The 12625-nt window shown below is 69.9% G+C and carries 13 protein-coding genes; 6 read left to right on the top strand and 7 right to left on the bottom strand.

The window, feature by feature from the left end:
* Positions 1 to 63: 63 nt before the first annotated feature.
* Entirely contained in the window at positions 64 to 1308 is a 1245-nt protein-coding gene (locus ACFQZQ_RS03255; RefSeq protein WP_386811240.1) for a patatin-like phospholipase family protein, read from the bottom strand.
* Positions 1309 to 1416: 108 nt separating this feature from the next.
* On the opposite strand from ACFQZQ_RS03255, the gene ACFQZQ_RS03250 reads away from it, so the two are divergent.
* Positions 1417 to 2136, top strand: coding sequence for an FFLEELY motif protein (locus ACFQZQ_RS03250; protein ID WP_386811239.1), 720 nt, complete (start codon positions 1417 to 1419; stop codon positions 2134 to 2136).
* 19 nt (positions 2137 to 2155) lie between these two features.
* Here ACFQZQ_RS03250 and ACFQZQ_RS03245 read toward each other — a convergent pair whose 3' ends face one another.
* Positions 2156 to 2431 (bottom strand): polyhydroxyalkanoic acid system family protein, encoded by a 276-nt coding sequence (locus ACFQZQ_RS03245; protein WP_386811238.1) that lies wholly within the window; start codon positions 2429 to 2431, stop codon positions 2156 to 2158.
* 122 nt (positions 2432 to 2553) lie between these two features.
* Here ACFQZQ_RS03245 and ACFQZQ_RS03240 point away from each other — a divergent pair, with 122 nt between their 5' ends.
* A complete protein-coding gene (locus tag ACFQZQ_RS03240) occupies positions 2554 to 3366 on the top strand; it encodes an FHA domain-containing protein (RefSeq protein ID WP_386811237.1) in 813 nt (270 codons plus the stop codon).
* Here ACFQZQ_RS03240 and msrQ read toward each other — a convergent pair.
* Complete coding sequence (gene msrQ / locus ACFQZQ_RS03235) at positions 3335 to 3952, bottom strand: protein-methionine-sulfoxide reductase heme-binding subunit MsrQ (RefSeq protein WP_386811646.1); 618 nt, start codon at positions 3950 to 3952, stop codon at positions 3335 to 3337. The two genes, ACFQZQ_RS03240 and msrQ, sit on opposite strands and share 32 nt — an antisense overlap.
* Before the next feature lie 50 nt (positions 3953 to 4002).
* On the bottom strand, positions 4003 to 4971 hold the full coding sequence (gene msrP / locus ACFQZQ_RS03230; protein ID WP_386811236.1) for a protein-methionine-sulfoxide reductase catalytic subunit MsrP: 969 nt from the start codon (positions 4969 to 4971) through the stop codon (positions 4003 to 4005).
* A 167-nt stretch (positions 4972 to 5138) separates the two neighbouring features.
* Between msrP and serC the strand changes: the two genes are divergently transcribed.
* The 3 genes from serC (at position 5139) to aroA (ending at position 8973) form a co-directional block, all read left to right on the top strand.
* Positions 5139 to 6224, top strand: coding sequence for a 3-phosphoserine/phosphohydroxythreonine transaminase (gene serC / locus ACFQZQ_RS03225; RefSeq protein WP_386811235.1), 1086 nt, complete (start codon positions 5139 to 5141; stop codon positions 6222 to 6224).
* Positions 6225 to 6493: 269 nt separating this feature from the next.
* Positions 6494 to 7648 (top strand): histidinol-phosphate transaminase, encoded by a 1155-nt coding sequence (hisC, locus tag ACFQZQ_RS03220; RefSeq protein ID WP_386811234.1) that lies wholly within the window; start codon positions 6494 to 6496, stop codon positions 7646 to 7648.
* Positions 7645 to 8973, top strand: a complete 1329-nt coding sequence (gene aroA / locus ACFQZQ_RS03215) for a 3-phosphoshikimate 1-carboxyvinyltransferase (protein WP_386811233.1) — start codon at positions 7645 to 7647, stop codon at positions 8971 to 8973. Before hisC ends, aroA begins: the two co-directional genes overlap by 4 nt.
* Here the strand turns inward: aroA and ACFQZQ_RS03210 are convergent.
* Both ACFQZQ_RS03210 and ACFQZQ_RS03205 read right to left on the bottom strand, forming a co-directional pair.
* Entirely contained in the window at positions 8957 to 9544 is a 588-nt protein-coding gene (locus tag ACFQZQ_RS03210; RefSeq protein WP_386811232.1) for an energy transducer TonB, read from the bottom strand. The two genes, aroA and ACFQZQ_RS03210, sit on opposite strands and share 17 nt — an antisense overlap.
* Positions 9545 to 9650: 106 nt before the next feature.
* On the bottom strand, positions 9651 to 10304 hold the full coding sequence (locus tag ACFQZQ_RS03205; protein ID WP_386811231.1) for an energy transducer TonB: 654 nt from the start codon (positions 10302 to 10304) through the stop codon (positions 9651 to 9653).
* 174 nt (positions 10305 to 10478) lie between these two features.
* Between ACFQZQ_RS03205 and serS the strand changes: the two genes are divergently transcribed.
* On the top strand, positions 10479 to 11759 hold the full coding sequence (serS, locus tag ACFQZQ_RS03200) for a serine--tRNA ligase (RefSeq protein ID WP_386811230.1): 1281 nt from the start codon (positions 10479 to 10481) through the stop codon (positions 11757 to 11759).
* Between the two features lie 183 nt (positions 11760 to 11942).
* Here the strand turns inward: serS and ACFQZQ_RS03195 are convergent, their stop codons facing one another.
* On the bottom strand, positions 11943 to 12521 hold the full coding sequence (locus ACFQZQ_RS03195) for an FMN-dependent NADH-azoreductase (protein WP_386811229.1): 579 nt from the start codon (positions 12519 to 12521) through the stop codon (positions 11943 to 11945).
* Positions 12522 to 12625 lie beyond the last annotated feature (104 nt).

Genomic DNA, 12625 nt, shown 5'->3' with positions numbered 1-12625 from the left:
GGGCCACGATCACCCGGCGATCTAGAGCTTTCACACCAGCCCCGCGCCGGCCGGCGCGAAAGCTCAACGCGTGCGGCGGCTACGCCGTTGCGCGACCAGTTGCTCGACGTCGTCCAGCGTGCGTTTCAGGCGCGCGGTGGTTTCGGTGTCGCGCACCGGCGGCGCGATGCCGTCGAGGATCGAGCGTTGCTGGTCGGCGAGGATTTCGTCGCGCAGGCGGATATCGTGCGCGGCCAGCAGCGGCCTCAGTACGTCGGCGCGGTTGCGCAGGTCGGCCAGGGTGTTTCGGTAGGCGATCTCGCAGATGCGCCGGCGCGCCGAGAAGCTGAAGGCATTGGCGAAGAACAGCTCGCCATCGTCGGCGTTGGGTTCGAACACCAGCTGGTCGATGTTGGGGTACTGCTGGGTGTAGCGCGCCAGGCCGACCTGCATGCGCGACTGCAGCAGGGTGCGGAACGTCTGCGAGAGCACCGCGGGCAAGCCGCCCGACGCGAGGTTGCGGGCGACGTCGCTGTCCGGGCCGCGCTGCGAGTTGAACGGCACCAGCGGGTTGACGCCGATCAGCAGATCGATGCCGCGCTCGAGCACCACCGAGGCGTGCATTGTCCGCCGCAACGCACCGTCGACGAAATGGCGGTCACGCAATTCCACCGGCGGGTACAGGCCCGGCAGCGCGGCGCTGGCCTGGATCGCCTTGGAGATCGGCATGTCGTCCCAGCCTTCATCGCCGAAACGCACGGCCTCGCCGCTGTCCAGGTCGACCGCCACCACGTACAGCGGCGCCGCCAGTTCGCGGAAGTCGTTGCTGCGTCCGCGGCGGGTGAAGGTCTCGCGCAGGAAGCGTTCGACCTGCGCGTTGTCAAACAGGCCATTGGGCACCAGCCCGCCGAAACGGGTGACCAGGTCGGCCCAACGCGCCTCGACCGGCGAGAACAGCAGTTCGCGCCAGAATTGCGTGGCCAGCCGCGGCAGGCTGGCCGCGCGCTTGGCGTACTCAAGGAACGCCGGGCGCATGAAGGTTTCCGGCTTGAACTGGACATCGTCGCTGTCGCCGGTGATGAAGATCCGGCACATCTCGGCGGTGTCCATGCGGTTGGCCAGCCCGGCGGCTAGGAACGCGCCGCTGCTGACCCCGACGTAGCAGTCCAGCCGGGTCAGGTCGAGGCCGTCGAAGGCCTCGTCGATTGCGCGCAGCGCCCCCAACTCGTACATGCCGCCGATCGGGCCGCCGCCGGCGACCGCCAAGCCGATCTTCGGGGCGTCGGCGGGCTTGCGCGCCCGTTGCCGGGCGGAGTGGAGTGACAGCATGGAGGGGCTTTTGCAGGTGGATTGCGCGATTCGACCGAGTGTAGCCGATGCCATCCGGGCACCGCAGCGCGGTTGCGGTCGCGGTGCGGGCCGCCGATGATCGTGGCCATGTCGAGCACCCGCGATGCCACCGCCAGGCTCACCTGCCTGCTCGGCCGCCACCAGGCGCTGCACGACCCGTCGCGCGAGCCGCGCAACACCCTGCGCTGGCTGCCGGAAGTGCGCCGTTGGCAGGCGCAGCGGCTGGAAGCGAGCTTCGATCATTTCCTGGTCGATCCCAAGCGCCGCCCGGCCGCGCAGTTCTTCCTCAGCGACGTCTACAACGACCACGACTTCAGCCGCCGCGACGCCGACATCGCGCGGGTCATGCCGATGATGGGAAAGCTGTTGCCGGGCTCGTTGCTGGCGACGGTGGCCGACGCGATCGAGCTGGGCCTGCTGACCCACGCCTTCGATTTGCGCCTGGCGCAGTTGCTGGCGCGGATCGCACCGAAGCGGCGCAAGCTGGACGCGGAGCTCTACACGCAGGCGTACCGCGAATCCGGACTGCCGCGCCTGCGCGCGCGCCAGATCGACCTGCTGGCCCGGGTAGGCCTGGGCTTGGGCGGTGCGCTGCGGATGCCCGGCGTGCAGACCCTGCTCAAACTCTCGCGTGGGCCGGCGCGAGCGGCGGGGCTGGCCGAACTGCAGGGCTTCCTGGAACGCGGGTTCGCCGCGTTCGCGCAGCTGGGCGACGTGCGCGGGTTCATCGCCGAGATCGAACAGGACGAGCGCGACATCGCGCAGCGCCTGTTCAACGGGCACCCGGACCCGTTCGCGCCGCAGTGAAGCGTCGGGTTAGTGCGGATTAGCTGAAACGTTCTTCGAGCACCCGACGGATCTCGGCCTCGATCGGGCCCTTCAGCGCCGCCAGCAGGAAGCCGAGCTTGGCCGTCACCTGCACGTTCTTGGGTTCCAGGGCGATGTGGCCCTCGACGCCGCTGCGATTGAAGTTGAGCGTGTCGCCGTCCCAGTCGTACTCCATGCCGAAGCGTGCGGCCAGCTTCTCGGCCACTTCCTGCACGGCGTCGCGCGCCTTCTTGGGGGCCAGCGAGTGCGAGTGGCGGATGTCGATGTGCGACATGGAGGTTCTCCGAAAGGTGCCGGTATTGTGCGGCTGTGGCGCATGGCGTCAAAGGGGTGCCGGGAACGTCGTTGGCCGCGGCGCAAGGCATGCTAGATTGCGGCCGCATCGCACTACCGAAGATGACTGCCCTGAAACTGCGATTTCCCAACCGCGAACCCGGCGACCTGCTGCTGAGCCCCGGCGTGCACGCCATCGGTCGCGACGGTGCGGGCCGACCGCGTTGCACCGACCACGTCGACGAAGCCCTGATGCAGTTGTGCGTCGACCGCCGGGGCATCTGGCTGCAGCTGCGCGAAGGTGTGCGCGGCCTGCACGTCAATGGCCGGCCGGTACGGCGCATGGCGATGCTGCGCGCCGGCGATGCGATCTTCCTCGACGGCGTGGAGCTGCTGTTGCTCGGCGACGAGCCGCAGGCCGCGCCGGCGGACGACCTGCCGCCACCGGCCAATGACCCACGCCTGGTCCTGCGCGGTGTCGGTGGCCAGCACCATGGCCGCTGCTTCAGCCTCGACCAGCCTCGCCTGGTGGGCCGCGCGCCCGAATGCGACATCCGTATCAACGAGCCGGCGTTTGCCGAGCGCCATGCCCGCCTCGTGGCGCACGCCGACGGCATCGTCCTGCGCGACCTGGGGTCGCACGACGGCAGCGTCGTCAACGGCCACCGGGTGCAGCATGCGTTGTTGCGACCGGGCGACCAGCTGGTGTTCGACGCGCACCATCGGTTCGTGGTCGAGTCGCCGCGTGGTGCGCCAGCGGTAGCGACGGTGGAGGCCGTGGAAGCGGCAGGCCGCGACGACGAGACCGAGGCCGTCGCGCAAAAATCCGCCGCGGCGGCACTGCCATCGTCGGTGCGGCGCCTGCCGTGGTTGCTGCTGGCGGCGCTGCTGCTGGCCGGGGCCCTCAGCCTGCTGCTGCTGTACGGCGCACGCTGAGCGCGCGCAGCTTCTTCCACAGCCGCCAACCGAGCAACACCGCGAGGATGCCGGCATACAGCGCCGGCTCGCGGATGTCGGACTTCACCAGCCACCAGAAATGCAGCACCGCGAGCGCGGCGATCACGTACACCAGCTTGTGCAGCCGCGCCCAGTTGCGGCCCAGGCGGCGGATCGCGGCTTTGGTCGACGTCAGCGCCAGTGGCACCAGCAACAACCAGGCGGCGAACCCGACCGTGATGTAGGGACGCTTGGCGATCTCCTCGAAGATCTGCGTCCAATAACCGCGCAGGTCGAGCACCAGGTAGGCGCTCAAGTGCAGCGTCGCGTAGAAGAACACGTACAGCCCCAGCATCCGCCGGAAGCGCAGCAGCACCGCCTGGCCGGTGAGCTGGCGCAGCGGGGTGATCGCCAGCGTGACCATCAGCAGGCGCAGCGCCCACAGGCCGAGGAAGTGCTCGATCGCGGCCACCGGGTCGGCGCCGAGGCTGCCGCTGCCGGTCAGGTATTCCTCGCGGATCCGCCAGGCCAGGATCGCCGCGGGCGTCAGCGCCAGTGCGTGTACCAGGGCCTTGGCGGCGACCATGCCTTTGTCGATCGGCTTGCTGGGGGAAGCCCGTACCGTCGCCTCCGCCATCAGAACCACTGCTTCAGGTTCATGCCGGCGTACATGCCCGCGACCTGTTCGCCATAGCCGTTGAACAGACGGGTCGGGATGCGCTCAGCGAACAGCTTGCTGGCGGTGCCGGCGATGCGGCGCTCGGTTTTCTGGCTCCAGCGCGGGTGGTCGACGCTGGGGTTCACGTTGGAGAAGAACCCATACTCGCTGGACTGGGCGTCGTTCCAGCTGGTGAACGGGCGTTTCTCCACGAACGTGATCGCGACGATCGACTTGATGCTCTTGAAGCCGTACTTCCACGGCACGATCAGCCGCAGCGGCGCGCCGTTCTGCTGCGGCAAGGCCTTGCCGTACAGGCCGGTGGCGAGGATCGCCAGCGGGTTCATCGCCTCGTCGATGCGCAGGCCCTCGCGGTACGGCCAATCGAGGGCGGGGTAGGCGATCCCCGGCATCTGGCGCGGATCGGCCAGGGTGGTGAACGCGACGTACTTGGCCTTCGAGGTCGGCTGGAAGCGCTTGAGCACATCGCCCAGCGGCACCCCCAGCCACGGGATCACCATCGACCAGCCCTCGACGCAACGCAGGCGGTACACGCGCTCCTCGGGCTTGTGGCCCTTGAGCAGGTCGTCGAGCGAGAGCTGGCCCGGCTTGGCGCAGGCGCCGCCGACCGCGACCGTCCATGGACTGGTGCGCAGGGTCTTGGCGGCCCTGGACGGATCGGCCTTGCCGGTGCCGAACTCGTAGAAGTTGTTGTAGCTGGTGACGTCCTGCAGGCGGGTCAGCTCTTCGCTGGTGCGGAAGCCTGCCTTCGCCTGCGCCGGGGTCACGGCCACCTTCGGCGGCGGGGGCGGCTCAGCTTCGGCACAGCCGGCCAGCGCGAGCGCGGGACTGGTCGCAAGGGCAGCCAGCAGCCGGCGGCGATCGCGGTACACGGCTTCGTCGGTGATCTGCGCGGCGGGGATCCTGAGGGCATCGCGTAACGACATGGCCGGCTCCTTACTGATAGCGGGGGTGCGGCGGGGTGCTGCGTGGTTCGGTTTCGCCGATGTTGGGTATACGCATGCGCGGGTGAAAAAGTTGCGCCCGCCACCGTTGCCCCGCGCCTGCTGCGCTGCGGCATACTCCTCAGACCCCAAATCCTTCGGAGCGTTCCATGTCCCGCGCCTTCAACTTCAGTGCTGGCCCCGCGACCTTGCCCGAACCGGTTTTGCAGCAGGCGCAGGCGGAACTGCTCGACTGGCACGGCGTCGGCGCCTCGATCGTCGAGCTCAGCCACCGTGGCCCCGAGTTCATGCAGGTCGCGGCCGAGGCCGAGGCCGACCTGCGCACGCTGATGGCGATCCCGGACGACTACGCGATGCTGTTCCTGCAGGGTGGCGCCACCGCGCAGCAGGCGTTGATCGCGCTCAATTTCGCCGCGCCCGGGCAGACGGTCGACTACCTGGTCACCGGTCACTGGGGCAAGACCGCGCTGAAGCAGGTGCAGCCGTACGTTGCCGCCAACGTCGCCGCCAATGGCGAGCCCGGCGGCTTCCGCGACATCCCGGCGCGCGAGTCCTGGAAGCTGTCCCAGGACGCGGCCTACTTGCACTACACCGCCAACGAGACCATCCATGGCGTCGAGTTCGGCGAAATTCCCGATGTCGGCGACGTGCCGCTGATCGCGGATTTCAGTTCGAGCATCGCGTCCGAGCCACTCGACGTGTCGAAGTTCGGAGTGATCTACGCCGGCGCGCAGAAGAACCTGGGTCCGGTCGGCGTCAGCGTGGTGATCGTGCGGCGCGAGCTGCTCGAGCGCGCCGGCCAGCCGCGGGCGGAGATCTTCGACTACCGCGCCCACGTCAAGGGCGAGTCGATGCTCAACACGCCGCCGACCTGGAACTGGTACCTGGCGGGGCTGGTGTTCAAGTGGATGCTCGCCGAAGGCGGCGTGGCCGAGTTCGCCCAGCGAAACGCACGCAAGTCGGCGCTGTTGTACCAGGTGATCGACAACTCCGGCGGCTACTACCGCAACGAGGTCGCCGCGGCGGTGCGCTCGCGCATGAACGTGCCGTTCTTCCTGCACGACGAGGCGCTGGACAAGCCGTTCCTGGCCGAGGCGCAGGCGGCCGGGCTGATTTCGCTCAAGGGCCACCGTGCATTGGGCGGGATGCGTGCGTCGATCTACAACGCGATGCCGGAAGAAGGCGTGCAGGCACTGGCCGCGTTCATGCGCGACTTCCAGCAGCGGCACGGCTGAGCGCGGGAAGTGAAGGTGCTCGGTTGGTACCCGGTGGCGATCGCGTGAGCGCAGAGGTGAAAGGTGTCGACGGCACGAGCATGTACGACGAAGCCTGGTTCGCGGCGCGGGCACAGCCGGGTATCCGCCGGTTGAAGGCCTACGACCCCGGGCATGATCTCGTGGCGCTGCGCCGCAAGTTCGACGCACAGGGAAGTGCAAGTGCTGCGGGAGGCACGATGCCGAGAGCGGCCGACGTACAAGGACGTACTAGTACCGCGAGAGGCAGGATGCCGGGAGCGGCCGACGTACAAGGACGTATTAGTGCCGCGGCAGGCAGGACGCCGGGAGCGGCCGACGCGGCGCAGCTGCTCGAGCTGGGCTCCAACGAAAACCCGTACGGCCCGTCACCGGCGGCGCGTGCGGCGATCCTCGGCCAGCTCGATTCGCTGCACCGCTACCCCGATCCTCTCGGCGCCGATCTCAAGCGCGCGCTTGCGGCACGGCATGGCGTCGACGCCGCGCAGATCTCGCTCGGCAACGGCTCGCACGAGCTGCTGATGCAACTTGCGCAGGTGTTCGCCGGTGCGGGTGACGAGGTGGTGTTCTCGCGCTACGGCTTCGCGGTGTTCTCGCTGGCCGCGCAGGCCGCCGGCGCCACCGCGCGCGTGGTCAAGGCGCTGCCGCGCGACGCGGCGATGCCGCTGGGCCACGACCTCGATGCGATCGCCGCGGCGGTCACGCCGGCGACGACCCTGGTCTACCTGGCCAATCCGAACAATCCGACCGGGACCTGGTTCAGCCGCGACGCGCTGGCCGCGTTCATGGCGCGGGTGCCGCCGGCGGTGATCGTGGTGGTCGACGAGGCCTACGCCGAGATGGTCGACGTACAGGGATGTACTAGTCCCGCGGGAGGCAGGATGCCGGGAGCGGCCGACGCCGATGCGGCGACCGACGCGCTGCCGCTGCTGGCGTGGTTCCCGAACCTGCTGGTCACCCGCACCTTCAGCAAGGCGTACGCGCTGGCAGGATTGCGCGTGGGCTATCTGATCGCGGCGCCGGGCCTGGTCGCGGTAATGGAGCGCGTGCGCGAGAGCTTCAACGTCAACGGCCCGGCGCTGGCCGCGTGCGTGGCTGCGCTGGGCGACGCCGCCCACCTGCGCGCGACTTGCGAAGGCAACGCCAGGCAGCGCGCCGCCCTGGCCGACGCCTTGCGCGTGCGCGGCCTGTGCGTGCTGCCCTCGCAGACCAATTTCGTGCTGGTCGAGTTCGGTGCCGACACCGCGGCGATCGAGGCGGCGCTGATCCAGCGCGGCGTGGTGCTGCGGCCGATGGCCGGCTACGGCCTGCCCGAGTACCTGCGCATCACCGTCGGCACCGCGGACGAGAACCGGCGGTTGCTCGCCGCCTTGGACGCGGTGTTGCCGCAGGCCAGCGTCCGGTGAGCGACGCGCCGCGCCAGGACTGGATCGCGTCCCCCGGCGCGCCGTTGCGCGGCACGCTGCGGGTACCCGGCGACAAGTCGATCTCGCACCGCGCGGTGATGCTCGGCGCGCTGGCCGAAGGCGTCACCCATGTCACCGGGTTCCTCGAGGGCGAGGACACCCGCGCGACCGCCCGCGTGTTCGAGCAACTCGGGGTACGCATCGAGACGCCGAGCGCGAGCGAGCGCATCGTCCACGGCGTCGGCCTGCACGGCTTGCTCGCATCCAGCGACGCGCTCGATTGCGGCAACGCCGGTACCGGCATGCGCCTGCTGGCCGGCGTGCTGGCCGGGCAGGGCTTCGACAGCGTGCTGGTCGGCGACGCGTCGCTGTCGCGACGCCCGATGCGCCGCATCACCGAGCCGCTGGCGGCGATGGGGGCGCTGATCGATACCGATCCCGGCGGCCTGCCGCCGCTGCGCATCCACGGCAGCCGCAGCCTGCACGGCATCGATTACGCGTTGCCGGTGGCGAGCGCACAGGTCAAGTCGGCGCTGCTGCTGGCGGCGCTGTACGCCGAAGGCGAAACTGTGGTGCGCGAGCCGCACCCGACCCGCGATTACACCGAGCGCATGCTGGCCGCGTTCGGTTGGCCGATCGATTACGCGCCCGGCCAGGCCCGGCTGGCCGGTGGCCACGTGCTGCGCGCGACCGACGTCAGCGTGCCGGCCGATTTCTCCTCGGCGGCGTTCTTCCTGGTCGCGGCCAGCGTGGTGCCCGGTTCGGAACTGCAGCTCGAGGCAGTCGGCATGAACCCGCGCCGCACCGGCCTGCTGGCCGTGCTGCGCGCGATGGGCGCGGACATCGTCGAAACCACCGCGCGCGAGCAGGGCGGCGAGCCGGTTGCGGACCTGCTGGTGCGCCACGCGCCACTGCGCGGCATCGAGGTGCCGGTCGAGCTGGTGCCGGACATGATCGACGAGTTCCCGGCCTTGTTCATTGCCGCTGCCTGCGCCACCGGCCGCACCACGATCCGCGGCGCGGCCGAGTTGCGGGTCAAGGAATCGGATCGGCTTGCAACGATGGCCAGCGGCTTGCGCGCGCTCGGGATCGACATTGGCGAAACGCCGGATGGCGCCGTGATCGAAGGCGGCCGCTTCGGCGGCGGCGCGGTGCGCAGCCATGGCGACCACCGCATCGCGATGAGTTTCGCGGTCGCCGCGCAACTCGCCAGTGGCGAGGTGCGGATCCACGACGTGGCCAACGTCGCGACCTCGTTCCCCGGGTTCATGCCGACCGCGCTCGCGGCCGGCATGCACCTGCGGGACGCTACTGCTGCGGCTTGAACTCGATCGGTACCTCGACCACGGCCGCGACTGGCTTGCCGTTCTGCGTGGCCGGGGTGAAGCGCCAAGCGGCCACCGCGTCCTGCGCGGCGCGGTCGAGTTCGCGCGAGCCACTGCGGCGCGCGAAATCGATCTCGCCCGGCCGGCCGTCGGCGCCGACGTTCACCCGTAGCAACACCGTGCCGCCTTCGCCGCGACGCAGCGACTCCGGCGGGTACGACGGCTCCGGACTCTGGCCAACGATGCGCTCGGGCGCCGCGGAGGTCGGTCGTGCCGGTACGCGGGGTTGCTCGGTGCTCGGACGCGGCGCCGGTCGCTGGGTCGAGCGCGGCGTGGTGTCGCTGCCGGGCGCAGGTTCGGTCACGGCGGGGGTCTGCATCGGCGTCGGCGCGGGCGACAGCGCATCCTGCGCGCGTCGGCTCAGCAGGTACCAACCGATCACCAACACCGCCAGCAGGACCAGCAGCCACGGCAGGATTGACTTGCGGTGCACGGTCTCGTGCGGCGCGGTGCTGGCGACATCGGCATCGGTGGCCGGGCGCTCGTAATTGCTCTGGGTGGGATCCGCCATGTGCCTGCTCCTCAGAAAGCCCTGCGCGGGCGTGGATCCGAGCTTCGCGAGGCGGTCGTGAGCGGCCGGTGAGGCCGCCGGCAGGATATTGGCAACGCGGCGAGCTTCAGTCCGGAGTGAAACTGATTGGCACCATCACGCTGCCCACGGTTGGTTGGCCATTGGCCTGCGCCGGCCGGAACCGCCAACGCCGCACGGCATCCACGGCCGCGCGGTCGAGCAGGCGCGAGCCGCTGCTGCTCGCGACGCTGACCGCGCCGGGCACGCCGTCCGGGCCGATCTCCACGCGCACCAGCACCGTGCCGCGCTCGCCGCGTCGCAGCGCCTGCGGCGGATAGCGCGGCGCGGGCGTCTGCCCGGCGATCGGTTGCGGCTGCGAACTGGCCACGGGCGCGGGGGGCGGGCGCGCCGGTGCCGGGGCTGCCGGCACCGGGGGCGGCGAGGGCGGGCGCGTTTCCACCAGCTGCGGGCGCTCATCCGGATCGCCCTCGCTCGCGGGCGGCGGCTGCATGCCGCTTGCGTCCTGGCCGCCCGCGGGCAACGGTGTCGGCAGCGGCGCGTAATCGGGACCAGCCGCGGTCGGCGGCGCGGGTCCGGCCCGGTAGAAATCGTCGCCACCACGCGATAACACCAGCGCGAACAGCAGCAGGCCGGCGACGAACGCCAGCAGCACCCACAGCAGCGCCTTGCGCGCAGGCAGCCACGACGCGAAACGGTTGGCACCAGGTGGCGATGCAGGTGCAGGCGAGGGTGTCGACATGGGTACGGGGTCAGCGGCGATCGCCGGATCTTGCAGCGCCCGGCGTTAACAGTTCGGCAATTCCCGGCCATTGCGCCGCCAACGCTGCGATAATCGCGACCCCCGTCACCGTCTGCCTTCGCGCTCCATCGCGATCGCCCGGCGGCCACGCCCGCTCCTTGCGAACGATCCCCCATGCTCGATCCGAACCTGCTGCGCCACAACCCCGCCGATCTCGCCACGCGCCTGCGTGCAAGCCGCGGCTTCGAACTCGACGCCGGTTCGCTGGAAGCCCTGGAAGGCGAGCGCAAGCAGATCCAGGTCCGCACCCAAGAACTGCAGAACCTGCGCAACACGCGCTCCAAGGCGATCGGCCAGGCCAAGGCCAAGGGCGAGGACGTGGCGGCGCTGATGGCCGAGGTCGCCTGTTTCGGCGACGAGCTCAAGGCCAGCGAGGCGCGGCTGGAAACGATCAAGGCCGAGATCGACGCGATCGCACTGGGCATCCCGAACCTGCCGCACGAGTCGGTGCCGGCCGGCAACGACGAAAGCGGCAACGTCGAGCAGCACCGCTGGGGTACGCCGCGCAGCTTCGACTTCGCGGTCAAGGACCACGTCGAACTGGGCGCGCGCAACGGCTGGCTCGACGGCGACGCCGGCGCCAAGTTGTCGGGCGCGCGCTTCACCGTGCTGCGCGGGCAGCTCGCGCGGCTGCATCGCGCGCTGGCGCAGTTCATGCTCGACCTGCACAGCGGCGAGCATGGCTACAGCGAGACCAACGTGCCGCTGATCGTCAACGCCGACAGCATGCTCGGCACCGGCCAGCTGCCGAAGTTCGAGGAAGACCTGTTCGACACCCAGGTCGGTGATACGCGGCGCTACTTGATCCCGACTTCGGAAGTGCCGCTGACCAACATCGTCCGCGACGAGATCCTCGAGGACGCCGCGCTGCCGCTGCGCATGACCGCGCACTCGCTGTGCTTCCGCGCCGAGGCCGGCAGCCACGGCCGTGACACCCGCGGCATGATCCGCCAGCACCAGTTCGAGAAGGTCGAACTGGTGTCGATTGCGCGGCCGGACGAAAGCTACGCCGAGCACGAACGCATGACGCGCTGCGCCGAGGTGGTGCTGGAGAAGCTCGGCCTGCCGTACCGCCGCATGCTGCTGTGCACCGGCGACATGGGCTTCGCCGCGACCAAGACCTTCGACCTGGAAGTCTGGCTGCCGTCGCAGGGCACCTACCGCGAGATTTCCTCGTGCTCCAACTGCGAGGCGTTCCAGGCCCGGCGCCTGCAGGCGCGCTGGCGCAATCCGGCCACCGGCAAGCCCGAACTGCTGCACACGCTCAATGGCTCCGGCGTCGCCGTCGGCCGTGCGTTGATTGCGGTGATGGAGAACTACCAGGACGCCGATGGCTCGATCGCCGTGCCCGAGGCGCTGCGCCCGTACATGGGCGGCATCGACCGCATCGCCTGATCGTCGCCCGCTGGCGTCCCCCGCAGGCGCATGTCCTGTGGGAGCGTTAACCAAGGGACTTGTTGCGCGGCGTAGGAGCGGCTTTAGCCGCGAGCTTCTGCGCCCCATTGGCGCCATGACGAAATCTCGCGGCTAAAGCCGCTCCTACAAGGTTGGCGGCGGCGCGCGCCGCCACCCGTGGGCTCAGGCTGCCGCGCGCAGCGGCTCCGGAATGGCCGCCAGTGCCGCGGCGATCGCATCGCTGCGGTGCTGCGGCGAGTACGCCACGCCCTCCGCGCGCACGAACTCGATATCGGTAACGCCAAGAAAGCCGAGCACGAAGGCCAGGTACGGTTCGACGAAATCGCTGGGCGCGCCGCTGTGGATGCCGCCGCGACCGCTGGCGATGATCACGCGCTTGCCGCCAGCCAGGCCCACCGGGCCGGTGTCGGTGTAGCGGAACGTCCGGCCGGCGATGGTGACCCGGTCGATCCAGGCCTTGAGCGTCGATGGAATCGCGAAGTTGTACATCGGCGCGCCGATCACGATCACGTCCGCGTCGAGGAACTGCTGCAGCACGTGCTCGGCGTCGGCCGCGGCCACCGGGTCGGTCTTGGCCAGCGCCGCGCCGGTGAGGTGCGGCACCGGGTCGGCGTCGAGGTCCCGGTACGCGATCGCCAGGCCGGGCAGGGTGTCCTGCCAGCGTGCCGCGATCGCCGCGGTGAGTTCGCGAGTAACGGAATTCGCGCCGAGCGCGCTGGAGTCGATGTGCAGCAACTTCATGGGGATGGCCTCGTTCGGGTGGGCGGCAGCGCCGCGTCGGGGACCAATCTAGGTTGTTGCCTTGGTGGGATAAAGCTGGTCAAATATCACTAACTGTTCTGTAT

It is taken from the genome of Lysobacter koreensis (assembly GCF_042677045.1).
GTDB lineage: Bacteria > Pseudomonadota > Gammaproteobacteria > Xanthomonadales > Xanthomonadaceae > Lysobacter_K > Lysobacter_K koreensis.
The sequence above is the reverse complement of the archived record's forward strand: the minus strand, read 5'-3'. Positions and strand labels throughout refer to the sequence as shown.

Coding starts and splice junctions, on each gene's coding strand:
- ACFQZQ_RS03250 (WP_386811239.1), top strand. CDS start 1,417: ATGTCGAGCACCCGCGATGCCACCGCCAGGCTCACCTGCCTGCTCGGC.
- msrP (WP_386811236.1), bottom strand. CDS start 4,971: ATGTCGTTACGCGATGCCCTCAGGATCCCCGCCGCGCAGATCACCGAC.
- msrQ (WP_386811646.1), bottom strand. CDS start 3,952: ATGGTCGCCGCCAAGGCCCTGGTACACGCACTGGCGCTGACGCCCGCG.
- serC (WP_386811235.1), top strand. CDS start 5,139: ATGTCCCGCGCCTTCAACTTCAGTGCTGGCCCCGCGACCTTGCCCGAA.
- ACFQZQ_RS03240 (WP_386811237.1), top strand. CDS start 2,554: ATGACTGCCCTGAAACTGCGATTTCCCAACCGCGAACCCGGCGACCTG.
- ACFQZQ_RS03195 (WP_386811229.1), bottom strand. CDS start 12,521: ATGAAGTTGCTGCACATCGACTCCAGCGCGCTCGGCGCGAATTCCGTT.
- ACFQZQ_RS03205 (WP_386811231.1), bottom strand. CDS start 10,304: ATGTCGACACCCTCGCCTGCACCTGCATCGCCACCTGGTGCCAACCGT.
- ACFQZQ_RS03255 (WP_386811240.1), bottom strand. CDS start 1,308: ATGCTGTCACTCCACTCCGCCCGGCAACGGGCGCGCAAGCCCGCCGAC.
- ACFQZQ_RS03245 (WP_386811238.1), bottom strand. CDS start 2,431: ATGTCGCACATCGACATCCGCCACTCGCACTCGCTGGCCCCCAAGAAG.
- ACFQZQ_RS03210 (WP_386811232.1), bottom strand. CDS start 9,544: ATGGCGGATCCCACCCAGAGCAATTACGAGCGCCCGGCCACCGATGCC.
- hisC (WP_386811234.1), top strand. CDS start 6,494: ATGCCGGGAGCGGCCGACGTACAAGGACGTATTAGTGCCGCGGCAGGC.
- serS (WP_386811230.1), top strand. CDS start 10,479: ATGCTCGATCCGAACCTGCTGCGCCACAACCCCGCCGATCTCGCCACG.